The organism is Micromonospora sp. NBC_01740, assembly GCF_035920365.1.
Lineage (GTDB): Bacteria > Actinomycetota > Actinomycetes > Mycobacteriales > Micromonosporaceae > Micromonospora > Micromonospora reichwaldensis.
Genome location: NZ_CP109150.1, coordinates 2,275,904 through 2,297,484, shown reverse-complemented (window position 1 = coordinate 2,297,484; position 21,581 = coordinate 2,275,904). Strand labels below are relative to the sequence as shown.

The 21,581-nt window shown below is 72.2% G+C and carries 20 protein-coding genes; 5 read left to right on the top strand and 15 right to left on the bottom strand.

Annotated elements, in window-relative coordinates; all coding sequences use genetic code 11:
• Positions 1-130: 130 nt before the first annotated feature.
• The 6 genes from OG989_RS11110 to OG989_RS11085 all read right to left on the bottom strand — a co-directional run bounded on the left by OG989_RS11110 (position 131) and on the right by OG989_RS11085 (position 7,609).
• Positions 131-1,195 carry a BMP family lipoprotein gene (locus OG989_RS11110; RefSeq protein ID WP_327031143.1) on the bottom strand — a complete coding sequence of 355 codons (1,065 nt, stop codon included), beginning with the start codon at positions 1,193-1,195 and terminating at the stop codon, positions 131-133.
• Between the two features lie 277 nt (positions 1,196-1,472).
• The gene (locus OG989_RS11105) at positions 1,473-1,814 is read right to left on the bottom strand and encodes a hypothetical protein (protein WP_132231464.1); all 342 of its coding nucleotides are present in this window, start codon (positions 1,812-1,814) and stop codon (positions 1,473-1,475) included.
• 53 nt (positions 1,815-1,867) lie between these two features.
• The gene (locus OG989_RS11100) at positions 1,868-3,679 is read right to left on the bottom strand and encodes a glycoside hydrolase family 13 protein (RefSeq protein WP_327030449.1); all 1,812 of its coding nucleotides are present in this window, start codon (positions 3,677-3,679) and stop codon (positions 1,868-1,870) included.
• 143 nt (positions 3,680-3,822) lie between these two features.
• The gene (locus OG989_RS11095; protein WP_151454464.1) at positions 3,823-4,719 is read right to left on the bottom strand and encodes a sugar ABC transporter permease; all 897 of its coding nucleotides are present in this window, start codon (positions 4,717-4,719) and stop codon (positions 3,823-3,825) included.
• Positions 4,716-6,356: an ABC transporter permease subunit gene (locus tag OG989_RS11090; protein ID WP_151454463.1), complete on the bottom strand. Its 1,641-nt coding sequence runs from the start codon at positions 6,354-6,356 to the stop codon at positions 4,716-4,718. Before OG989_RS11090 ends, OG989_RS11095 begins: the two co-directional genes overlap by 4 nt.
• Positions 6,356-7,609, bottom strand: coding sequence for a sugar ABC transporter substrate-binding protein (locus OG989_RS11085; RefSeq protein ID WP_327030448.1), 1,254 nt, complete (start codon positions 7,607-7,609; stop codon positions 6,356-6,358). Before OG989_RS11085 ends, OG989_RS11090 begins: the two co-directional genes overlap by 1 nt.
• 200 nt (positions 7,610-7,809) lie before the next feature.
• Here OG989_RS11085 and OG989_RS11080 point away from each other — a divergent pair, with 200 nt between their 5' ends.
• The 3 genes from OG989_RS11080 to OG989_RS11070 all read left to right on the top strand — a co-directional run bounded on the left by OG989_RS11080 (position 7,810) and on the right by OG989_RS11070 (position 11,303).
• On the top strand, positions 7,810-8,898 hold the full coding sequence (locus tag OG989_RS11080; RefSeq protein WP_327030447.1) for a LacI family DNA-binding transcriptional regulator: 1,089 nt from the start codon (positions 7,810-7,812) through the stop codon (positions 8,896-8,898).
• A 221-nt stretch (positions 8,899-9,119) separates the two neighbouring features.
• Positions 9,120-10,754: a glycoside hydrolase family 13 protein gene (locus OG989_RS11075; protein ID WP_327030446.1), complete on the top strand. Its 1,635-nt coding sequence runs from the start codon at positions 9,120-9,122 to the stop codon at positions 10,752-10,754.
• 177 nt (positions 10,755-10,931) lie between these two features.
• Positions 10,932-11,303, top strand: a complete 372-nt coding sequence (locus OG989_RS11070) for a VOC family protein (RefSeq protein WP_327030445.1) — start codon at positions 10,932-10,934, stop codon at positions 11,301-11,303.
• A gap of 39 nt (positions 11,304-11,342) precedes the next feature.
• Here OG989_RS11070 and OG989_RS11065 read toward each other — a convergent pair whose 3' ends face one another.
• From OG989_RS11065 to OG989_RS11040, 6 genes are all read right to left on the bottom strand, one after another.
• Complete coding sequence (locus OG989_RS11065) at positions 11,343-11,783, bottom strand: hypothetical protein (protein WP_151453448.1); 441 nt, start codon at positions 11,781-11,783, stop codon at positions 11,343-11,345.
• 87 nt (positions 11,784-11,870) lie between these two features.
• Complete coding sequence (locus OG989_RS11060; RefSeq protein ID WP_393170328.1) at positions 11,871-12,239, bottom strand: GntR family transcriptional regulator; 369 nt, start codon at positions 12,237-12,239, stop codon at positions 11,871-11,873.
• Between the two features lie 14 nt (positions 12,240-12,253).
• On the bottom strand, positions 12,254-13,177 hold the full coding sequence (locus OG989_RS11055) for a YihY/virulence factor BrkB family protein (protein ID WP_151453450.1): 924 nt from the start codon (positions 13,175-13,177) through the stop codon (positions 12,254-12,256).
• A 135-nt stretch (positions 13,178-13,312) separates the two neighbouring features.
• Positions 13,313-13,870 carry a 2'-5' RNA ligase family protein gene (locus OG989_RS11050; protein WP_151453451.1) on the bottom strand — a complete coding sequence of 186 codons (558 nt, stop codon included), beginning with the start codon at positions 13,868-13,870 and terminating at the stop codon, positions 13,313-13,315.
• A 46-nt stretch (positions 13,871-13,916) separates the two neighbouring features.
• On the bottom strand, positions 13,917-14,942 hold the full coding sequence (gene trpS, locus OG989_RS11045; RefSeq protein WP_327030444.1) for a tryptophan--tRNA ligase: 1,026 nt from the start codon (positions 14,940-14,942) through the stop codon (positions 13,917-13,919).
• A 33-nt stretch (positions 14,943-14,975) separates the two neighbouring features.
• Positions 14,976-16,001 (bottom strand): hemolysin family protein, encoded by a 1,026-nt coding sequence (locus tag OG989_RS11040; protein ID WP_327030443.1) that lies wholly within the window; start codon positions 15,999-16,001, stop codon positions 14,976-14,978.
• Between the two features lie 176 nt (positions 16,002-16,177).
• Here OG989_RS11040 and galE point away from each other — a divergent pair, with 176 nt between their 5' ends.
• Both galE and galK read left to right on the top strand, forming a co-directional pair.
• On the top strand, positions 16,178-17,161 hold the full coding sequence (gene galE, locus OG989_RS11035) for a UDP-glucose 4-epimerase GalE (protein WP_151453454.1): 984 nt from the start codon (positions 16,178-16,180) through the stop codon (positions 17,159-17,161).
• On the top strand, positions 17,158-18,318 hold the full coding sequence (gene galK / locus OG989_RS11030; RefSeq protein ID WP_327030442.1) for a galactokinase: 1,161 nt from the start codon (positions 17,158-17,160) through the stop codon (positions 18,316-18,318). The genes galE and galK overlap by 4 nt, the downstream gene beginning before the upstream one ends.
• A 125-nt stretch (positions 18,319-18,443) precedes the next feature.
• Here galK and OG989_RS11025 read toward each other — a convergent pair whose 3' ends face one another.
• The 3 genes from OG989_RS11025 to OG989_RS11015 form a co-directional block, all read right to left on the bottom strand.
• The gene (locus tag OG989_RS11025; protein WP_151453456.1) at positions 18,444-19,748 is read right to left on the bottom strand and encodes a sulfate adenylyltransferase subunit 1; all 1,305 of its coding nucleotides are present in this window, start codon (positions 19,746-19,748) and stop codon (positions 18,444-18,446) included.
• The gene (gene cysD, locus OG989_RS11020) at positions 19,748-20,659 is read right to left on the bottom strand and encodes a sulfate adenylyltransferase subunit CysD (RefSeq protein WP_311413708.1); all 912 of its coding nucleotides are present in this window, start codon (positions 20,657-20,659) and stop codon (positions 19,748-19,750) included. The genes OG989_RS11025 and cysD overlap by 1 nt, the downstream gene beginning before the upstream one ends.
• Positions 20,660-20,740: 81 nt before the next feature.
• Positions 20,741-21,574, bottom strand: a complete 834-nt coding sequence (locus tag OG989_RS11015; RefSeq protein ID WP_151453458.1) for an inositol monophosphatase family protein — start codon at positions 21,572-21,574, stop codon at positions 20,741-20,743.
• Positions 21,575-21,581 lie beyond the last annotated feature (7 nt).

The window sequence follows — 21,581 nt, the reverse complement described above, 5'->3', positions numbered from 1 at the left end:
TTGGAGCGGATCGGCCGCCCCGGCGCCGTGGGGTGGATTCCCCCACGACGCCGGGGCGGCCGGATCGTCGTGCTGTACCGCCCGCCGGCCTACCGGGGTGATCGTCTCACCACGGGCGGCCGGCGGAGCCTCACTTCGGCTGGGCCGCGGAGGTGACGGTGACGGTGCCGGCGGCGATGTCCGCCTTCAGCTTGTCGATCTCGGCCTTCAGCTCGGCCGGGACCTTGCCGTCGAACTCGTGGTACGGGGCGAGCCCGACGCCGTTGTTGGACAGGTTGCCGAGGTAGCCCGGGGTGGCCGACAGCTTCTCGCCGCCGGCGGCCTTGACGACGGCCTCCTTGACGGCGTCCGGGATGTTCTTCTCGACGGTGGTGATGATCGCCGCGCAGTCCTGGGTGCTCTCGCAGCCGTCGACGTCCACCCAGATGGTGTTGTACTTGCCGCCCGACGCCTTCGCGGCGCCGGTGGTGCCGAGGCCCGCGCCGCCGGCGACCGGCATGATGATGTCGGCGCCCTGGGCGACCAGCGCGTCGCTGACCTTCTTGCCCTCGTCCTGCTTGACGAAGTCGTTGGTGAAGGAGCCCTTCTGGGTGGCCTTGTCCCAGCCGACGACCTTCACGCTCTTGCTCTTGGTCTTGTTGTAGTGCGCGACGCCGTCGGCGTAACCGTCCATGAAGATGGTGACCGGCGGGATCGGCAGGCCGCCGTAGGTGCCCACCGTGCCGCTCTTGCTCATGCCGGCGGCCAGGTAACCGGCGAGGAAGCCGGCCTGGGCGGTGTCGAACTGCATCGGGTAGACGTTGTCCACGCCCGGCTTGGAGTCGACGATGCCGAACTGCTGGTTCGGGTTCGCCTGGGCGACCTTCTTGGTGGCGTTCTCCATCAGGCCGCCGACGGCCAGGATGAAGTCGCACTTCTGGTTGACGTACTGGGTCAGGTTGACCTCGTAGTCCGCCTCGGCCTTCGACGCGACGTACTTGATGTCGATCTTGTCGTTGGCCTTCTTCGCCTCCTCCAGGCCCTTCCAGGCGGAGGTGTTGAACGACTTGTCGTCGATGCCGCCGACGTCGGTCACCATGCAGGCGCTGTACTTCTTGTCGCCACTGCCGGCGTTGTTGTTCTCCTCGGGAGCCTCGCCACACGCGGCGGCACTCAGCACGAGCCCACCCATCGCGAAGACGGAGGCAATCCGCATCCCACGCACAGAGCGCAAGACGTCTCCTTCCCATTGCACACCGCGTCCTGCACGGTGGCAGCCCTTTGAGCCGGCCTGCGCTGCGCCGCCGGCGTCCCACGTTACGGACGGGAGCGTACGCCCGCGCCCACCCACCGGCCGACAATCGTGCACGACTGTTGAGCGCCTGTTACCCCTACGTAACCCTTAGGTGGGGCAGATCACTCTCAGTGCTGGTGGGTGCGCGGCGGGGCGTCGCGAAACGTCCGGTTCTGCGCGTCGTCCCCTGCCGGTGACGTTACCGCCAGAAGACGGCCACCGCCGCGTTGACCAGGGTCAACCCGACGATTGCCAGGAAGTGCCCACGGTTGACCACGTCGCGCTTCCGGGAAAAGAAGACCATGACAAAGATCAGTATGGCGAGCACCAACTTGGTAACAAGTTTCGCGGGGGCCGGCTCGTCGCCGTCACGCAGCGGCGCCGAGAGGCCGATCCCGGTCGCCAGCATGATCACGGACCCCCAGAGCATGGCCGGGTTGATCCGCAGCTTCCCGCTGATGTACTGGACGATCGCGCCGCCGAGCAGCAGGGCGAAACCGATCAAATGGACGTAGCGAAGTATCAGTCTCAGAGCTTCCACGCCCACCATCCTCCCCCATCAACGACGGATTGTAGTAGCGGGGCGGTAGGGGGTCAGGGCAGCCGCCATGCCTGGAAGGTGGGGCCGTCCGCCGGGAGGGTGACCGCGCCGTCGGCGTCGGGGCGCAGGGCGGGGGCGCCGCCGTACAGGTTCTCGGCCGGACCCAGCCCGGTCAGGCGCAGCGGCTCGCCAGCCGCACGGCGGGCCAGCACCAGCACCGTGCCGGTCGGGGCCTCGCGCAGGAAGACCAGGGTGTCCGCGTCGGCGCGCAGCCAGCGCAGGCCGCCGTGGCGCAGCGCGGGCTCCGCGCGACGCAGCGCCACCAGGGCACGGTACGCGGCGAACGTCACGGCGTCCCAGCTCTCCGGCCGGTGCCACGGCATCGGCGTACGCGAGCCCTCGCCGTTGCTGCCCGTCAGGCCCAGCTCGTCGCCCGCGAAGATCATCGGAGTGCCGGGCATGGTGGCGAGCAGGCCGGCGGCCACCTCCTGCCGCGCGGCGTCGCCGACCACCGTGCGGATCCGGGCGGAGTCGTGCGACCCGAGCAGCTGCCACGAGTGGGTGTACGACCGCCAGGAGACCAGCGAGCGGTAGGCGTCCATGGTGGCGAGCACCGCGTCCGCGTCCCGGCGCACCACCCCGCCCGGCGTGCCGAGGAAGTTCGGTACGGGCTGGTCGCCGTGCCGCAGCCAGGACCAGACCGGGTCGGTGAAGCCGACGTAGTTCATCGTGCCGTGCCAGCCGTTGCGGTCGAGGTCGCCGGTGTGGTCGTGACCGTGCTCGGCCATCAGCAGGGCGTCGGCCCGGGTCCGGGCGACCACCTCGCGCAGCAGCGCCGCCACCTCGTGCGTGTACGCGTCCGCGCCCCGCCGCCCGGTCATGTTCGCCACGTCCACCCGCCAGCCGTCCAGCCCGTACGGGGAGCGCAGCCAGCGGCGCAGCAGCGAGTCGTCGGCGGTGGCGAAGCGCCGGCGCAGCTGGGCGCTGCCCCAGTTCAGCTTCGGCAGCGACTTGACCCCGTTCCAGGACTCGTAGTCACCGGAGACCTCGTCGAAGTAGTACAGCTCCCGCTCGGGCGCGGACACGTCGGAGGCGGCCCTGGTGAACCACTCGTGCGCGTCGCCGGTGTGGTTGCTGGTGATGTCGCCGAGCAGCCGCCAGCCCCGGGCGCGTACGGCGTCGGCGAGGCGGGCCAGGGCGGCGTCCCCGCCGAGCAGCGGGTCGACGGTGTCGAAGCTGGCCGCGTCGTAGCGGTGGTTGGAGCGGGCCGGGAAGACCGGGGTCAGGTAGACGGTGTTCACGCCGAGGCGGTCCAGGTGGTCCAGCCGCTCGGCGACGCCGTCCAGGTCGCCGCCGTAGAACTGCCGGGGCGTCTCGGGCCCGCGCCCGATCACCGGGGTGTCCCAGTCGCACGGGATCGCCCAGTCCGGCACCTCGCGGCCCGCGGCGGCGGCGGAGCGGGCGAACCGGTCCGGGAAGATCTGGTAGATCACCGCGTCGCGGGCCCAGGCGGGCGGCGGGGCGTGGGTGACCAGCTTGAAGTCGCCGTTGTCGGGCACGTCGTGGCCCACCACGCCGGCGGCGTTCAGCCAGCGGCTGCCGCGGCTGCCGGTGAGCATGAACCGGTAGTTGCTGACCGGGTTGCGGGCCTCGACGGGCACCCGCCACCAGACGTCGGCGCCGTCGGTGCGGTCGACGACCGCCTCGGTGAACCGGGGCTCGCCGTCGCCGGTGGTGCGCACGTGCACCTGCCGGACGTCGGCGCCGGCCGGCACCCGGACGAAGACGTCGACGACGTCGCCGAGGGCGGGCTCCTGCTCGGGGACGTACAGGGCGGAGCCGTCGTGGTGCGGCAACAGGGACATGGTGGCGCCTTTCGCGTCGGTCGGACGGGGAGAGAAATGGGTCTCCCGCCGCGGCCGGTTCCCCGACCGCGGCGGTCGATCCGTGACTGCTCCGGTGTACGTCGGACGCCGACGCCCTTGCCGCAGCGGTGAGCCGAGGAGGCTCAGCCCTTGACCGCCCCGGCCGTGAGGCCGTTGACGATGTAGCGCTGGAGAAGTTGGAACACCAGCACCGTCGGGATGGCGGTGAGCAGGGTGCCCGCCGCGAAGATCCCGAAGTTGTTGTTGCGTTCGCCGGCCACCAGCCCGAACATGCCGACCGCGAGGGTCTTCGAGTTGGTGTTCGTGAGGAACACGTTGGCGATCACGAACTCGTTGATCGAACCGATGAAGGCGAGCAGGCCGGTCACCGCCAGGATCGGCGCCACCAGCGGCAGCATGATCCGGAAGAAGATCTGGGCGTGCGAGGCGCCGTCCATGGTGGCGGACTCGTCCAGCTCCTTCGGCAGCGTGTCGAAGAAGCCCTTCATCAGCCAGGTGTTCGCGCCGAGGGCGGCACCCATGTAGAGCAGGAAGAGACCCCACGGGGTGTTGAAGCCGATCACCGGCCACAGTTCGGTGACCTTCGTGAAGATCAGGAAGATCGCCACGATCGCCAGGAACTGCGGGAACATCTGGATCAGCAGCAGGGAGAGCAGCCCGACGCGGCGGCCGGCGAAGCGCATCCGGGAGAAGGCGTACGCCGCCAGCGCCGACAGGAAGATCGACGCGAAGCTGGCCACCCCCGCCAGGAGCAGCGAGTTGAGGAACCAGCGACCGAAGGCGGTCCGCTCGAAGAGGTTGGTGAAGTTCTCCAGCGAGGCACCGGTCGGCACCAGCTCCGTGGAGGAGAGCGTGCCGAGCGGGTTGAGCGCCGCCGAGACGACGAACAGGATCGGGAAGAGACTGAACGCCACCGCCAGGATGCCGACCAGGTGCCGCCATCCCACCTGGGCGAACCAGCGGTTCCGCCGTCCGGTCGCGTTGCGGTTGGCGACGGGCGCTTCGGTGCGGGTGCTCACGAGTACACCTCCTCCTGCTTGCGGGTCCGGGAGAAGCTGATCGCCGACACCGTCGCCACGATCGCGAAGATGAAGATCGAGACAGCGGCGGCCAGTCCGTACTCGGCGCCCTGGGCGCCGAAGGCCAGCCGGTAGGTGTAGGTGATCAGCAGGTCGGTGGCGCCGGCCGTCGGGTTGTCCGCCGGGAACGGTCCGCCCTCGGTGACGAACTGGATCGCGTTGAAGTTGTTGAAGTTGTACGCGAAGGACGCGATCAGCAGCGGCGAGATCGCCACCAGCAGCAGCGGCATGGTCACCGCGCGGAACGACTGGAACGGCGACGCCCCGTCGACCGAGGTGGCCTCGGTCAGCTCACGTGGGATGGCCTGCAACGCGCCGGTCGTCACCAGGAACATGTACGGGTAGCCGAGCCAGAGTTGCACCAGCAGCACCGCGAGCCGGGCCGACCAGGTCTCGCCGAACCAGTCCACCCCCAGCCCGAACAGGTTGTTGATCAGGCCGAAGTCGGTGTTGAACATGTCCCGCCAGACCAGCAGCATCGCGAAGGACGGCATGGCGTAGGGCAGGATCAGCAGCACCCGGTAGAAGTTCGTGCCCCGCATCCGGGGCGAGTGCAGCGCCAGCGCGATGCCCATGCCGAGCAGGAACGTGAAGCCGGTGGAACCGAGCGCGAAGGCGAAGTTCCAGATCAGCGTGCTGAAGAACGGGCCGGAGATGGCCGGGTCGGTGAGCACGTCGGCGAAGTTGCGCAGCCCGACGTTGACCTGCCAGCCCTGGGCCAGCGTCTCGCCGTCCGCGGCGACGAAGGAGCCGACCTTCCCGTCGGCGGTCCAGGTCTTACCGGTCTCGCTGTCGCGGATGCAGTCGCAGCCCGCGTCGTACGCCCGGACCGCCTTGCCCTCGTAGGCGCGCGACAGGCCGGACGAGCGCAGCGCGCCCCCGGAGGTCGGCACCACCATGTCGGTGATGTCCTTGCTCCGCGTGCTGGCCTCGCCGAAGTTGAGGATCTGGTAGCCGTCGGCGGCGGTGACCTTGCCGCCCGGCGCGACGGTGACGCTGCCGGCGTCGAGCGGGCGCAGGCCCTCGGTGTCGCCGACGGAGACGGTGTTCGTCTGCGGGTCGGTGACCAGGAAGACCAGCGCGCCGGTGGCCGGGTCGCCCTTCGTGGCGACGGTCAGCGGGTACTGGACCGAGCCGGGGACCTGCGTCACCGAGCCGCTCTGGATGGCGACGATGGCGTCGTCCTTGCTGCCCCGGTGGCCGTCGCCGAAGTTCGTGAAGGCGGTGCTCGCGGTGTAGAGCACCGGGATGATCTGGAACGCCACCAGGAAGAGCGTGCCCGGGATCAGGTACTTGACGGGGATGTGCCGGGGCGTCAGGTAGAGGTAGAAGAGGCCGGCGGTGGTCGCCAGCAGGACCGCCAACCCGACCCAGAGTTCGGCCTCGATGAGCGGGAACGCCGCCCAGACCGCGATCCCGGCCACGAGGCCGAGCAGGACCACCTTGACGAGCAGGCCCGTCAGGGTGATCGGCGCGTGGTTCCGCGCGGTACGGGACGTGCGCGGGGACCCGGACCGTACGGGCCCCCGGCCCGGGGGCTGCGTGGCAGTCCCCGGGCCGGACGACGACGTGCTCATTACTTGATCTGGCCGGCGATCGTCTTACCGGCGGCGGTGATCGTCTTGGCCGGGTCGGCGCCGCCGATGATGGCGGCCTCCGCCTTGCCGAACGGGTCCCAGATCGCGGCCATGGCCGGGATCGCCGGGAGCACCTGGCCGTTCTTGCCGGCCTCCTGGAACTTGGCCAGGTCCGGGTCGCTGCCCTTGACCTGGTCGAGCGCGGCGGTCAGCGCCGGGGGACGCGGCTCGGCGTTGTAGAGCGCCATGGCGAGGTCCGGGGTGGTCACGTGGTTCGCGACGAACTCCTGCGCCAGGGCCTTGTTCTGCCCCTTGGCCGCGACGTAGAAGGACTGGACGCCCACGAACGGCTGGGCCTCCTTGCCGCCGGCGAAGCCGGGGACCGGGGAGATGTCGTACTTGATGTTGGCCTTCTTGGCGTCGGCGATGGCCCACGGGCCGGAGACCAGGAAGGCGCACTTCTTGCCGGTGAAGGTGGCGATGGAGTTCTCGCCGGTGATGGAGCGCTTCAGCGCACCCTCGCCCTTCTCACCCAGCTTGGCGATCTTCTGGAACGCCGCGATCGACTCCGGCTTGCCCACGCCCAGGTCCTTCGGGTCGTAGTCGCCGTTGGCGGCGGTGCCGAAGAGGTAGCCGCCGGCCGAGGTGTAGAGCGGGTAGATGTGGTACGCGTCGCCGTTCTGGCCGGACTGGAGGCAGAGGATCTCGCTGGCCTTCTTCTCGGCCTTGAGCTTCTTGCCGGCGGCGACCAGGTCCTCGATGGTCTTCGGCGCCTCGGGAGCCAGCTCGGTGTTGCGGATCAGCGCCAGGTTCTCCATGGCGTACGGCACGCCGTAGAGCTGGCCGTTGAACGTGACGGCCTTGACGGCGGTCTCGTTGAAGGCGCTCTTCTGCTCGGCGGCGAGCTGGACCGGGTCGATGGCGCCGTTCTGCACCAGGTTGCCGATCCAGTCGTGCGCGCCGACCACGACGTCCGGGCCGCTGCCCTGCTGGGAGGCGGTGACGAAGTTGGTCTGGAGGTCCTTGGAGACGGCCTGGACCTCGACCGTGACGCCGTTCTCCTTGCCGAACTTCTCGCCGAACGGCTTGAGGGCGGCGGCGCGCTTGTCGTCGGCCCAGATCACCAGCTTGCCGCCGGTGGCGGCCTTGCTGGATTCCTTCGCGGCCGGCTCGTCGTTGCTGTCGCCACCACAGCCGGAGGCGGCGAGCGCCAGGCCGAGGACGGCGACCACACCCGCGGTACGGATGCGCATCGGTACTCCTGTCGTCATGGCGGCACGCCGGGGGAGAGGCGATCCCGCCAGTGGAAGCTCTGTAAGTTTCTTGCCAACCGGCGCTCGGCGTGCTGCGCCGCTGCTCTCGCGTGTTGCGGGGACGTTAGCAAGAGGTTGCAGAGAATGGAAGGGCTTGCAGAAGTGTACGCAAGAACTTGCCTTTGAGCTAAAGTGCGCCCATGCGCGCTCGACTGTCCGACATCGCCCTACAGGCCGAAGTCAGCGAGGCCACGGTGTCGCGGGTGCTCAACGACCGCCCGGGAGTGGCCCCCGAGACCCGGCAAGCCGTACTCACCGCCCTCGATGTGCTCGGTTACGAGCGCCCGGCCCGGCTACGCAAGCGCAGCGCCGGTCTCGTGGGTCTGGTGGTCCCCGAACTCGACAACCCGATCTTCCCCGCCTTCGCCCAGGTGATCGAGTCGACCCTGGCGCAGAGCGGCTTCACCCCCGTGCTCTGCACCCAGACGGCCGGCGGGGTCACCGAGGACGAGTACGTCGAGATGCTGCTGGACCGGCAGGTCTCCGGAATAGTCTTCGTCTCCGGCCTGCACGCCGACACCGCCGCCAACCACGACCGCTACCGGGCCCTGATCGCCCGCCCGCTGCCCGTCGTGATGATCAACGGGTACGCGCCCGGCATCCCCGCGCCCTTCGTCTCCTGCGACGACGGCGAGGCCACCGAGCTGGCCGTGGCCCACCTGGTGGCGCTCGGGCACCGCCGCATCGGCCTGATCACCGGCCCGGACCGCTTCGTGCCGGTGCAGCGCCGGGTGGCCGGCTTCCGGGCCGCGATGAGCCGGCTGGTCGGCGTCGACGAGGCCGGCCTCGACGAGCTGGCCGAGCTCTCCCTGTTCGGTGTGGAGGGTGGCGAGGCCGCCGCCGCCCGGCTGCTGGAGCGCGGCGTCACCGGCATCGTCTGCGGCTCCGACCTGATGGCGCTCGGCGCGATCCGGGCCGCCCGGCAGCGCGGCATGTCGGTCCCCGGCGAGCTGTCGGTGGTCGGCTACGACGACTCCCCGCTGATGGCCTTCACCGACCCGCCGCTGACCACCATGCGGCAGCCGGTGGCCGCGATGGCCGTCGCCGCCGTCCGGGCCCTGGTCGACGAGATCAACGGGCACGCCGCCCCGCACTCGGAGTACGTGTTCCGCCCGGAACTGGTGGTGCGTGGCTCCACCGCGGTCGCCCCCACCGACGCCGCGCGGCCGGCCCCGGGCGGCGCGACGCGGCAGCGCCCGGCCCCGCCCGCGCTCGCCGTCCCGGCCTGACCGCCCCGGCTCCCGCCTGACCGCCCTCTCCGACCCGGCCGCACGCCCGGAAGGGCTCACCGGGCGTGAGCCGGCGGAGTCTTGGCGTGATCATTGCCATTTCTTGCGCAAGGAATGCTTGACTCTTGCAGTCGCGGGCGGCATTCTGCTCAGACACCGCACCCGCACCCGCGCCACGCCGGGTGCCGCCGTCCCGCGCCACAGAACGGGGAACGCCACCGATGACCGTCAGCAACCCCACGCCGCTGACCTCCGACGACGACTGGTGGCGCTCCGCGGTCGTCTACCAGGTGTACGTACGCAGCTTCGCCGACTCCAACGGCGACGGCGTCGGCGACCTCCAGGGCATCCGTGAGCGCCTGCCGTACCTGCGCGATCTCGGGGTGGACGCGCTCTGGCTGACCCCCTTCTACACCTCCCCGATGATCGACGGCGGGTACGACGTCGCCGACTACCGCGACGTCGACCCGATGTTCGGCACCCTCACCGACTTCGACAACATGATCACCGACGCGCACGCCCTCGGCCTGCGGATCATCGTCGACCTGGTGCCCAACCACACCTCCAGCGCGCACTCGTGGTTCCAGGCGGCGCTGGCCGCCGGCCCGGGCTCCGCCGAGCGCGAGCGCTACCTCTTCGCCGAGGGCAAGGGCGAGAACGGCGAGCTGCCCCCGAACGACTGGGAGAGCATCTTCGGCGGCCACGCCTGGACGCGCATCGACGACGGCCAGTGGTACCTGCACCTGTTCGACCCGGCCCAGCCGGACCTGAACTGGCGCCACCCCGAGGTGCGCGCCGAGTTCGAGGGCGTCCTGCGCTTCTGGCTCGACCGGGGCGTGGACGGCTTCCGGATCGACGTGGCGCACGGCATGATCAAGGCCGAGGGGCTGCCGGACGTCGGGTTCAGCTCGATGACCACCGGCCAGCGCCAGGCGGAACTGCTCGGCAAGGGCCGGCTCCCCTACTTCGACCAGGACGAGGTGCACGACATCTACCGCGCCTGGCGGCCGATCCTGGACAGCTACCCGGGCGGCCGGATGGCGGTCGCCGAGGCGTGGGCCGAGACCCCGCAGCGCCTCGCCCGCTACATCGGCCCGGACGAGCTGCACCAGGCGTTCAGCTTCGACTTCCTCGACGCGACCTGGTCGGCCGACTCGTTCCGCAAGGTCATCGACACCGCGCTCGCCGAGTCGACGATCGTCGGCGCGCCCACCACCTGGGTGCTGTCCAACCACGACAAGCAGCGGCACGTCACCCGCTACGGCGACGGCGCCGAGGGGCTCCGCCGGGCGCGGGCCGCCACCCTGCTGATGCTCGCCCTGCCCGGCTGCGCCTACATCTACCAGGGCGAGGAACTGGGCCTGCCGGAGGTGCTCGACCTGCCGGACGAGCTGCGCCAGGACCCGGCGTTCCTGCGCACCGGCCAGAGCCGGGACGGTTGCCGCGTACCGATCCCGTGGAGCGGCGAGCTGGCCCCGTACGGCTTCGGGCCGCAGGGCAGCGAGCTGAGCTGGCTGCCGGCCCCCGCGACCTGGCGTGGCCTCTCGGTCGCCGCCCAGGCCGGCGTGCCCGGCTCGACGCTGGAGCTCTACCGCACCGCGCTGCGGATCCGCCGGGAACACCCGGCGCTGGCCGCCGACGCGGGCGGAGTCACCTGGTTGGAGGCCGGGCCGGGCGTGCTCGCCTTCAGCCGCGCCGCCGGCGACACCGTGCTGACCTGCGTGGTCAACATCAGCGGTGCGCCGGCCCTGATCGACGGGTACGGCGTGCCGATCGCCGCCAGCGAGCCGCTCACCGGGCAGGGCTCCGGCCATCTGCTCGGAGTCGACGCGGCGGCCTGGTTCGAACGGCGCTGAGCGGGTAACCCGTCATCGACCTGGTCGTCCGTTGTGCCCCGCGCCGACGGGCGACTGGGCTACCGACCCCTTGTGGTGGGGGGTGAGGTGGCGCCGGCGCCACCGGAGTCCGCTCCGGCGGCGCCGGCGTCCATCGGAGCGCGTGTCGCCCCCGGCCCCTGCGGGTACGACGGACCCATGGTGGTTCGCGTCGCGCAGTACACCCTCGACGTCGTCGATCTCGACCTGATGGCCGCCTTCTGGGCGGCGGCGCTCGGCTACGCCGTCGACGCCGGCGGCGACGGCAGCGCGAAGCTCCATCCCCCGGACGACCGGGTCGGGGCTCCCACCGTCTGGTTGCAGGGCTCCGGCACGCCCAAGCACGGAAAGAACCGGCTGCACCTGGACGTGGTCGCCGACGGCGATCCGGCGGACGAGGTGAGCCGGTTGATCGGGCTCGGCGCCCGGCCCACGGACGTGGGGCAGCGCGGCGACGAGGGGTTCACGGTGCTGGCCGACCCGGAGGGCAACGAGTTCTGCGTACTGCACAGCTCGCCCCACCGCCGCTGACCCGCGCCGCCCGGGCGGCCCGGCCCCGCCCGGGCCGGCTCAGGCGCCGTTGGTGAGCTTGGCGGCGATGCGCCCGAAGCCAGCCCGCAGCTCGGCCTCGGTGGGCGGGGCCAGCGGCTCCGCCAGGTCGGCCTCCTCGGCCGCCGCCTCCAGTTCCTCGTCGATGGTGTCCTCGAAGTCGCCGTAGAGGTCGGCCTGGTCGAGCTGCGCCGCCTCGTCCTCGGCGGCGACCTGCGCCGCGGCGATCTCGCCCCGGATCTCCTCGGCCGAGACCGCGGGCAGCAGCGGCTCGACCACCGCCATCAGCTGCTCCTCGGCGACGATCGCCTCGGCCAGCGCGAGGGCGTGCGGCCGCTCGTAGGGGCCGCAGACCACCGGCTCCCACTCGTCGGCATCGCCGAGCGGGCCGAAGGTGATGATCCACGGCAGGCCGAGCATCGGCGAGTCGTCCGGCAGGTCCAGTGTCACGAGTGCGCCCACGCGCCCATCATGGTCCGTCGCGCCCCCGGGCCGGGAGGCATTCGCCCCTATTCACCGCCGTCGTGGCTGTCGGGACTCCGCCGTGCGTCAGCCCGGCCGGGCCGCGTCCAACGCCGCGCGGACCAGGGCCAGCGCCGCCGCGGGCGGCACGCCCAACCGGGCGGCCTCGGCGGCGTAGTCGGCCGCGACCCGCTGCAACCGGTCCGTCGCGTCGTCGCGCCCGGGCGCGACGAAGGTGCCGTGCCGGCCGCGGGTCTCCAGCAGACCGGCCGCCTCCAGCTCCCGGTAGGCCCGCGCCACGGTGTTGACCGCCAGCCCGAGGTCGGCCGCGAACGCCCGGACGGTGGGCAGCCGGGTGCCCACCGCCAGCCGGCCCGTCCCGATCAGCTCCGCGAGCTGCCCGCGCACCTGCTCGTACGGCGGCACCGCCGAGGCCTGGTCGACCGAGATCCGCACGCCCGCTCCCCCGCTCATCCGGCCCCGCCCGGGGTGCCGGGATCCGTCTCCGCGTCCGTCTCGGCCGGCGCCGGGCTCGCCGCCAGGTCCACCACCCGACCGCGCGGGCTGGTCGCGGCCAGCGCCGCGCCGAAGAGCACCAACTGGTTGAGCAGGTAGAGGTAGAGCAGCAGGCCCACGGCGCCCGCCACGACCGTGTACGCCGGGTTCCGCTCGGTGCGTACCACGTAGAAGCGCCCGACGGTGTTCAGCAGCGTGATGCCGACCGCGACCAGCAGCACCACGGGGCGCAGCCGGGACCGGGTCATCCGCAGCCTCGGCACCGCCACCAGCAGCAGGGTGGCCAGCACCGCGTTGACCAGCACGCTGAGCACCGCGCTGACCGTGGTCAGGCCCGCCGAGCCGGTGCTGCGCAGCAGGAAGCGCAGCAGCGACTCCAGGGTGTCCACCGCCGCCACCGAGACGCCGAGCAGCACGAAGATGACCACCAGCACGCCGAGGTCGACCAGGCGGCGGACCACCAGGTTGCCCGGTTGCTGGTTGAGCCCGTACATGAGCCGCTGGGAGGAGCGGATCGCCTCGACCCAGCCGATCCCGGTGAACGCCAGGATGATCAGGCCGACCACCCCGACCGTGCCGCTGCTGTCGGCGATCTGCACGGGGTCGAGGAACGGCAGGTTCTCCCGGAGGAAGTCGGCGGCGGCGTCGCTGACCTCGTCGTTGTCCTCCAGGATGGCCCCGAAGATCGAGTACCCGACCAGCGCCAGCGCGAAGACCGCGAAGAAGCCGTAGTAGGCGATCGCGGCGGCCAGCCGCCCGCCCAGCACGTCGGTGTAGAGCACGCCGGCCCGCCACAGGTGGTCCGCGACGCCCCACCGGCGGCGCACCGCGCTGATCCTGCTGTCGATGCCCGCCTCGATGCGGCTCAGCACGTTCACGCCGTCATCCTCGCCGATCCTTCGCCCCCGTGCGGGCAACCGGACGCCGCCCCGCACCGGGCGGCGGTCGTCCGACGCGGGCCGGCGCCGGGAAGGTGGGCGCCGTGGCGCTCGTGGCGCACCCGGGCCGACCGCTCAGCCGCCCAGCCGGAAGTCCCGGCGCGGCTGCCACCGGGTCTGCCCGCTGTGCGAGAAGAGGGTGAACGCCTCGACCTCGAACATGGCCGAGAAGTCGGCCAGGTCCTCGTACGCCCGGTCCAGCGCCTCCGGCGCGACGTCCTGCGCGACCGTGACGTGCGGGTGGTACGGGAAGCGCGTCTCGCGGTGCAGCTCCGGGGCGGCCCTGATCGCGGCGGCGAGCAGCTCGCACTCGCTGATCCCGGCGGCCACCGCCACGAAGACGACCTGGGTCACCGGCCGGAACGTCCCGGTGCCCCGCAGGTGCAGGGTGAACGGCAGGTGGGCGGCGGCGACCGCCCCGAGGTGCCGTTCCACCGCCGGCAGCGTCGCCACCGGGATCTCGGTCGGCCCGAGCAGGGTCACGTGCGCGGGCACGACCCGAGGGTCGCCGGCCTCGACCCGCCGCCGGGTGAGCATGCCGCCCCACGGCTCCGGGATGTCGACCGCGATGCCGATCTCGATGGTGTCACCGGCGTCCGGCGTCCCGTCCCTGCGATCCACGCTGTGCGTCATCCCTCCGGCCACCGGCCCGTCCGCCCTCACCCGTCGCGCCGGGGCGCTACTCGCCGCGCACCGGCGGGAAGAAGCCCACCCGCTCGTACACGGTGCGCAGCGTCTCGCCGGCGGTCGCGCGGGCCTTCTCCGCGCCGGCGGCGAGCAGCTTGTCCAGCTGCGCCGGGTCGTCGAGGTAGGTCCGGGTGCGTTCCTGGATCGGGCCGACGAACTCCCGCACCACCTCGCCGAGGTCCTTCTTCAGGTCGCCGTAGCCCTTGCCGGCGTACGCGGCGACCAGGTCGTCGACGCCGCGGCCGCTCAGCGCCGAGTAGATGGTCAGCAGGTTGGAGATGCCGGGCTTGGTCTCGGTGTCGAAGACGATCTCCCGCCCCGTGTCCGTGACCGCGGAACGGATCTTCTTGGCCGAGCGGGCCGGGTCCTCCAGCAGGTTGACGATGCCGGCCGGCGACGAGGACGACTTCGACATCTTGGCCGTCGGGTCCTGGAGGTCGGTGATCTTCGCGGTGTCCTTGACGATGTGCGGCGCGGGCACCGTCAGGGTCGGCCCGAACAGCGAGTTGAACCGCTGGGCCAGGTCGCGGGAGAGCTCCAGGTGCTGGCGCTGGTCCTCGCCCACCGGCACGGCGTTGGCCTGGTAGAGCAGGATGTCGGCGGCCTGCAGGACCGGGTAGGTGAACAGGCCCACGCTCGCCCGCTCGCCGCCCTGCTTCTGCGACTTGTCCTTGAACTGCGTCATCCGGCTCGCCTCGCCGAACCCGGTGATGCAGCCCAGCACCCAGGCGAGCTGCGAGTGCTCGGGCACCTGCGACTGCACGAAGAGCGTGCTGCGCTCCGCGTCGAGGCCGACGGCGAAGAGCTGGGCGGCCGCCATCCGGGAACGCTGCATGAGCGTCTTCGGGTCGTGCCCCGCGGTGATCGCGTGCAAATCGACCACGCAGTAGTAGGCGTCGTGGGTGTCCTGCAACGCCACCCAGTGCCGCACGGCGCCCAGGTAGTTGCCGAGGTGGAACGAGTCGGCCGTCGGCTGGATGCCGGAGAAGACGCGGGGGCGGGCGGGTACGTCGGACATGGCGGCAATTCTGTCAGCAAGACCCGGTGCGCGTCATGACGGCCCGGCGGGTCGGCTCCGCCCCGTCGGTGTCGGGGCGGCGGCCTCGCGCCGTGGCTCCGGCAGGCGCCCGGCGGTGACCGTGAGCCGGGCCACCCGTCGTCCCTCCAGCGTGAGCACCCGCAGCAGCCATCCGCCGGACGGGTCGTCGGGTGCCGCGCCGCCGTCGGCGGCCGGGCCGGCGGTCACCGGCACCTCGTCGCCGGCGACCGGGAGCCGGCCCAGCGCGGCCATCACGAATCCGCCGACCGTCTCGTACGGGCCGGGTGGCAGGCTCACCCCGGTGCGCTCGGCGAAGTCGGCGAGGTTGAGCCGGCCGTCCACCACGGCGGGCAGGCCCGCGTGCACCGGCTCGGGGGCGGTGTCGTACTCGTCGTGGATCTCCCCGATCAGCTCCTCGATCAGGTCCTCCAGGGTGACGATGCCGGCGGTGCCGCCGTACTCGTCGACCACGACGGCGAGGTGGTGGCGTTCCCGGCGCATCTCGCTGAGCGCGGCGAGCACCCGTTTGCTGCCGGGCAGCCGCTTCACCTCCCGGGTCAGCTCGCCGACGGTGGTGCGGGGGTCGAGGTCGGGGCGGAGCAGCACGTCGCGCAGGTGCACGAAGCCGACCACGTCGTCGTGGGTGCCGTCGACCACGGGGTAGCGGGTGTGCGTCTCGGCCCGGACCAGCCGCTCCGCCTCGGCGATGGTGTGCCGGGCGGAGAGGAAGACGACCTCGGTGCGCGGCATCATCACCTCGCGGACCAGGCTCGCGCCCGCGGCCAGCACCTCGTCGATGATCCGGCGCTCGACCGGGTCGAGCAGGGTGTTGGCGGCCACCAGGTCGCGCAGCTCCGCCTCGCTGATCCGCTCCCGGCCGGCCGCCGGGCTGGCGCCGAGCAGGGCCGTCACCGCCCGGGTGGCGGCGTCGGCGGCGCGCACCACCATCCGGGCGACGGCCCGGGGCAGCGGCCCCGGCTCGCGGCGTGGCCGGCCCCGGGCGCGTCGCCGCGGCCCGGGAGCACCCGCTTCCCGCATGACTGTGATGGTAGACAGCACGGCGCCGACAGGCTGTCCGTGTTCGGCTCTGTTCGAAGTTGGGGAATCATGGTGGAATGGCAAGGTCGCTGACGGAGGGCGGCCACCGGACGACCGGCCGTAGGGTGATCACGACATGGGCCGCTACCGGGCGGCCAGGCTAGGAGGAGACCGACGTGAAACTGCTCGTCACCGGCGGCGCCGGCTTCATCGGCAGCGTGGTGACCCGGATGCTGCTCGACGCCGGCCACGAGGTGGTGGTGCTCGACAACCTGCGCACCGGTCACCGGGAGGCGCTCGCCGCCGACGCGACGTACGTCGACGCGTCCGTCCACGACGCCGCGCGGGTGCTCACCCCGGGCGCGGGCTTCGACGGGGTGCTGCACTTCGCCGCGCTGATCGCCGCCGGCGAGTCGATGACCAGGCCCGAGCTCTACTGGCACGCCAACACGGTCGGCTCGATCGCCCTGATCGACGCCGTCCGGGCCGCCGGCGTACCCCGCCTGGTCTTCTCCTCCACCGCCGCCGTCTACGGCAACCCCACTGAGCTGCCGATCCCGGAGACCGCGGTCAAGGCCCCCACCAACACGTACGGCGCCACCAAGCTCGCCGTCGACATGGCCCTCACCTCCGAGGCGATCGGGCACGGCCTGGCCGCCGTCTCGCTGCGCTACTTCAACGTGGCCGGCGCCTACCTCGACGGCGACGTCGCGCTCGGCGAGCGGCACGACCCCGAGACCCACCTGATCCCGATCGCGCTGGAGGTGGCCGCCGGCCGGCGGGAGAAGCTCCAGCTCTTCGGCGACGACTACCCGACCGTCGACGGCACCTGCGTGCGCGACTACATCCACGTCGCCGACCTGGCCCGCGCCCACCTGCTGGCGCTCGGCGCCGCCACCGCCGGCCAGCACCGGATCTACAACCTGGGCAACGGCAACGGCTTCACCAACCGGCAGGTGGTCGACGTGGTCCGCGAGGTCACCGGCCACCCCGTGCCGGTCGAGGTGGCGCCGCGCCGCGAGGGCGACCCCGCCGAGCTGGTCGCGTCGTCCGCGCTGGCCCGCGAGGAGCTGGGCTGGGTGCCGCAGAAGCCGACCCTGCCCGACATCGTCGCCGACGCCTGGGCCTTCTACCGCACGCACGTCGCGGGGCCGCGGTGACCGACGACGTCGCGGCCCGCGCCACCGCCGGCTTCCGCTCGGCGTACGGCGAGCCGCCCGCCGGCCGCTGGGCGGCTCCCGGGCGGGCGAACCTCATCGGCGAGCACACCGACTACAACGACGGCTTCGTGCTCCCCTTCGCCCTGCCGCTGCGCACGGTGGTGGCAGCCGCCCCGCAGCCCGGCGACACCTGGACGGTCTGCTCCGAGCTCACCGGCGAGACGGTCGCCTTCGGCGCCGACGAGCTGGCCGGGCCCGGCCGGGTCGACGGCTGGGGCGCGTACGTGGCCGGGGTCGTCTGGGCGCTGCGGGAGGCGGGGCACGCGGCACCCGGCGCGCGCCTGGCCATCGCCTCCGACGTGCCGCTGGGCGCCGGGCTGTCCTCCTCGGCCGCGCTGGAGGCCGCCGTGCTGGCCGCCCTGGTCGACCTGGGCGGGCTGGACCTGCCCGCCGAGCGACGGCCCCGGCTGGCCCAGCGGGCGGAGAACGACTACGTGGGCGCGCCGACCGGGATCATGGACCAGTCGGCGGTGATCCGGTGCCGCGCCGGGCACGCGCTCTTCCTCGACTGCCGGGACGAGTCCGTCGAGCAGGTCCCCTTCGACCTGGACGCCGCCGGCCTCGCCGTGCTGGTCGTCGACAGCCGGGCCCCGCACCGGCACGCCGACGGCGAGTACGCCGCCCGCCGCGGCTCCTGCGAGCGGGCCGCCGGGCTGCTCGGCGTCGCGGCGCTGCGGGACGTCCCGGCCGACGGACTGGCCGACGCCCTGGCCCGGCTCGACGAGGACGAGACCCGCCGCCGGGTACGGCACGTCGTCACCGAGAACCAGCGGGTGCTCGACACGGTCGCGCTGCTGCGCGCCGGGCGGGTACGCGAGATCGGCCCGCTGCTGACCGCCTCGCACGCCTCGATGCGCGACGACTTCGAGATCACCGTCCCGGAGATCGACACGGCCGTCGAGGCGGCCCTGGGCGCCGGGGCGCTCGGTGCCCGGATGACCGGCGGCGGCTTCGGCGGCTGCGTCCTCGCCCTCGTCGACGCGGAACGGGCCGACGCGGTCGCCGCCGCCGTCACGGCCGCGTACGCCGAGCGGGGCTTCGCCGCGCCCGGCCACGTCACCGTCCTGCCCGGCCCCGGGGCGACCCGGCTGGACTGAGCACCGACGCGGCGCCCCGCCGGCCGCCCGGCGGGCAGCGGCGGCTGCCGGCCCGGGGCCCTGCGCCGGGCGCGGTCAGCCCGGCAGGCGACGGGCGGGTGTCGGCACCCGCCCGTCGGCGGGACTCACTGCGCCTCGACGATCATCCCCGCGCCGACGGTGCGGTTGGTGGCCTCGTCGATGATCACGAAGCCGCCGGTGGTCCGGTTGCGGCGGTACTCGTCCGCGAGCAGCGGCACGGTGGTCCGCAACCGCACCCGGCCGATCTCGTTGAGCCCGAGCCCGTCGGCGGACTCGTCGCGGTGCAACGAGTTGACGTCCAGCCGGTAGTGCAGCCCGCGCACGATCGCCCGCGCGGAGCGGGTGGTGTGCTTGATCGCGTACCTGCCGCCGACCTGGAGCGGACGGGTCTCGTCCATCCAGCACACCATCGCCTCGATGTCCTGGGACACCGCCGGGGCGTTGTTGGGACGGCAGATCATGTCGCCCCGGGAGATGTCGATCTCGTCTTCCAGGCGTACGGTCACCGACATCGGCGGGAACGCCTCCGCGACCGGCCCGTCGGCGGTCTCCACGGCGGCGATCCGGCTGGTGAACCCGGACGGCAGCACCATCACCTCGTCGCCCGGCTTGAGCACGCCGGAGGCGACCTGGCCGGCGTAGCCCCGGTAGTCGGTCACGGTGGTCGACTGCGGGCGGATCACGTACTGCACCGGGAACCGGACGTCGACCAGGTTGCGGTCGCTCGCGATGTGCACCCGCTCCAGGTGGTGCAGCAGCGACGGGCCCTCGTACCAGGGCATGTTCTCCGACCGGGCGACGATGTTGTCGCCGCGCAGCGCCGAGATCGGCACCACCGTCAGGTCGGGCACGTCGAGCTTCGCGGCGAACGCGGTGAACTCGTCCGCGATCCGCTCGAAGACCTCCTGCGAGAAGTCGACCAGGTCCATCTTGTTGACGCAGAGGACCAGGTGCGGCACGCGCAGCAGCGAGCAGAGGAACGCGTGCCGGCGGGACTGCTCGACCAGGCCCTTGCGGGCGTCCACCAGGATCAGCGCCAGGTCGGCCGTCGACGCCCCGGTGACCATGTTGCGCGTGTACTGGATGTGCCCCGGGGTGTCCGCGATGATGAACTTCCGCCGGGGGGTGGCGAAGTAGCGGTACGCCACGTCGATGGTGATGCCCTGCTCGCGCTCGGCCCGCAGGCCGTCGGTGAGCAGCGCCAGGTTCGTGTACTCGTCGCCCCGGGCCGCGCTGACCGCCTCGACGGCGGCGAGCTGGTCGGTGAAGAGCGACTTCGTGTCGTAAAGCAGCCGGCCGATCAGCGTCGACTTGCCGTCGTCGACGCTGCCGGCGGTGGCGAAGCGCAGCAGGTCCATCGGCCTGCCGGGCGTCTCGGTGGCCGCGGGCGCGACGGTCTCGGTGGTCATCAGAAGTAGCCCTCCCGCTTGCGGTCCTCCATGGCGGCCTCGCTGACCCGGTCGTCGCCCCGGGTGGCGCCGCGCTCGGTGATCCGGGTGGCGGCGACCTCCTCGATGACCTTCTCGACCGTGTCGGCGTCGGAACGGACCGCCGCCGTGCAGGACGCGTCGCCCACCGTCCGGTAGCGCACCCGCGCCTTGAACCGGTCCTCGCCCGCCCGGGGGCGGAAGAACTCGTTGACCGCGTAGAGCATCCCGTCGCGCTCGACCACCTCGCGCTCGTGGGCGTAGTAGATCGACGGCAGGGCGATGCGCTCGCGCGCGATGTAGTGCCAGACGTCCAGCTCGGTCCAGTTGGACAGCGGGAAGACCCGGATCGACTCGCCCGGGTGGTGGCGGCCGTTGTAGAGCGACCACAGCTCCGGGCGCTGGTTCTTCGGGTCCCACTGGCCGAACTCGTCGCGGAAGCTGAACACCCGCTCCTTGGCGCGGGCCTTCTCCTCGTCGCGGCGGGCGCCGCCGAAGAGCGCGTCGAACCGGTGCTTCTCCACCGCGTCCAGCAGCACCGGCGTCTGGATCCGGTTGCGCATCCCGTCGCCCGACTCCCGCACCAGCCCGCTGGCCAGCGCCTCCGGCACGCTCGCCACCACCAGTTGCAGCCCCAGCTCGGCGACCCGCTGGTCCCGGTATTCCAGGACCTCGGGGAAGTTGTGCCCGGTGTCCACGTGCATGACCGGGAACGGGATGTTGGCCGGGGCGAACGCCTTCTGGGCCAGCCGGAGCATCACGATCGAGTCCTTGCCGCCCGAGAAGAGCAGCACGGGCCGCTCCATCTCGGCGACCACCTCGCGCATCACGAAGATGCTCTCGGCCTCCAGCGCGTCGAGGTGCGACACCTGGTAGGCGGCGGGGGCGGTCATGACACGGGCTCGCTTCGCTCGAATCCGCTCATCGATATTCCAGACCTTTCCGGTCGGGCATGCCAAGAAGTGCCGCTCAGGCTACCCGGAATGACGCTGCAACGCTGCAAGCAACCGACTGGCGAGATCCTCGCGGCAGACCAGCAGGTCCGGCAGGCGCGGATCCGCCTCGTTGTATCTCAGCGCAGAACCGTCGATCCGGGAAGCGTGCAGCCCGGTGGCCGTCGCCACAGCGACCGGCGCGGCCGAGTCCCACTCGTACTGGCCGCCCGCGTGGATGTAGGCGTCCACCTCACCGGTGACCACCGCGGCGATCTTCGCCCCGGCCGAGCCCATCGGCACCAGGTGCGCCCCGACGTCCTCCGCCAGGTCGGTCAGGAACACCGGCGGCCGGCTCCGGCTCGCCGCCAGGCGGATCGTCCGCCCGCCGGGCGCCGCGGCCGCCTCCGGGGTCAGCTGCGGGTACGCCGGCGGATAGTCGGTGCCCAGCACCCGTTGCTGCGCCGGCAGCCCGACCGCGCCCGCCACCAGCCCGTGCGGCGTCGGCGCGTCACGCGCCCAGAGCGCCACGTGCACCGCCCAGTCCGAACGGCCCTCCTCGGCGAACTCCCGGGTGCCGTCCAGCGGATCGATGATCCACACCCGGTCCGCCGCCAGCCGGGAGACCGCCTCGGCGTTCACCTCCGCCGCCCAGGCCAGCCGCGAACCCTCGTCCTCCTCGGAGAGGACCGCGTCACCCGGCCGCCACTTCGCCAGCTCTGTGCGGATCAGGTCGTGCGAGACCTTGTCGCCCGCCGACTTCAACGCCCCCGCGTCGGCGAAACCCATCTCGGACCGCAGGCCGAGCAGCGCCTGACCGGCCCGGGCCGCCAGCCACCGGGCGAAAGCGCCGTCGATCATCGGAGGACTGCCCATGACTCCT

Bases quoted from the DNA above. Each gene is read 5' to 3' on its own strand.
- OG989_RS11110 (WP_327031143.1), bottom strand. From the start codon at position 1,195: ATGCGGATTGCCTCCGTCTTCGCGATGGGTGGGCTCGTGCTGAGTGCC.
- OG989_RS11100 (WP_327030449.1), bottom strand. From the start codon at position 3,679: ATGTCCCTGTTGCCGCACCACGACGGCTCCGCCCTGTACGTCCCCGAG.
- OG989_RS11090 (WP_151454463.1), bottom strand. From the start codon at position 6,356: ATGAGCACGTCGTCGTCCGGCCCGGGGACTGCCACGCAGCCCCCGGGC.
- OG989_RS11085 (WP_327030448.1), bottom strand. From the start codon at position 7,609: ATGCGCATCCGTACCGCGGGTGTGGTCGCCGTCCTCGGCCTGGCGCTC.
- OG989_RS11080 (WP_327030447.1), top strand. From the start codon at position 7,810: ATGCGCGCTCGACTGTCCGACATCGCCCTACAGGCCGAAGTCAGCGAG.
- OG989_RS11075 (WP_327030446.1), top strand. From the start codon at position 9,120: ATGACCGTCAGCAACCCCACGCCGCTGACCTCCGACGACGACTGGTGG.
- OG989_RS11070 (WP_327030445.1), top strand. From the start codon at position 10,932: ATGGTGGTTCGCGTCGCGCAGTACACCCTCGACGTCGTCGATCTCGAC.
- OG989_RS11050 (WP_151453451.1), bottom strand. From the start codon at position 13,870: ATGACGCACAGCGTGGATCGCAGGGACGGGACGCCGGACGCCGGTGAC.
- trpS (WP_327030444.1), bottom strand. From the start codon at position 14,942: ATGTCCGACGTACCCGCCCGCCCCCGCGTCTTCTCCGGCATCCAGCCG.
- OG989_RS11040 (WP_327030443.1), bottom strand. From the start codon at position 16,001: ATGCGGGAAGCGGGTGCTCCCGGGCCGCGGCGACGCGCCCGGGGCCGG.
- OG989_RS11025 (WP_151453456.1), bottom strand. From the start codon at position 19,748: ATGACCACCGAGACCGTCGCGCCCGCGGCCACCGAGACGCCCGGCAGG.
- cysD (WP_311413708.1), bottom strand. From the start codon at position 20,659: ATGACCGCCCCCGCCGCCTACCAGGTGTCGCACCTCGACGCGCTGGAG.
- OG989_RS11015 (WP_151453458.1), bottom strand. From the start codon at position 21,574: ATGGGCAGTCCTCCGATGATCGACGGCGCTTTCGCCCGGTGGCTGGCG.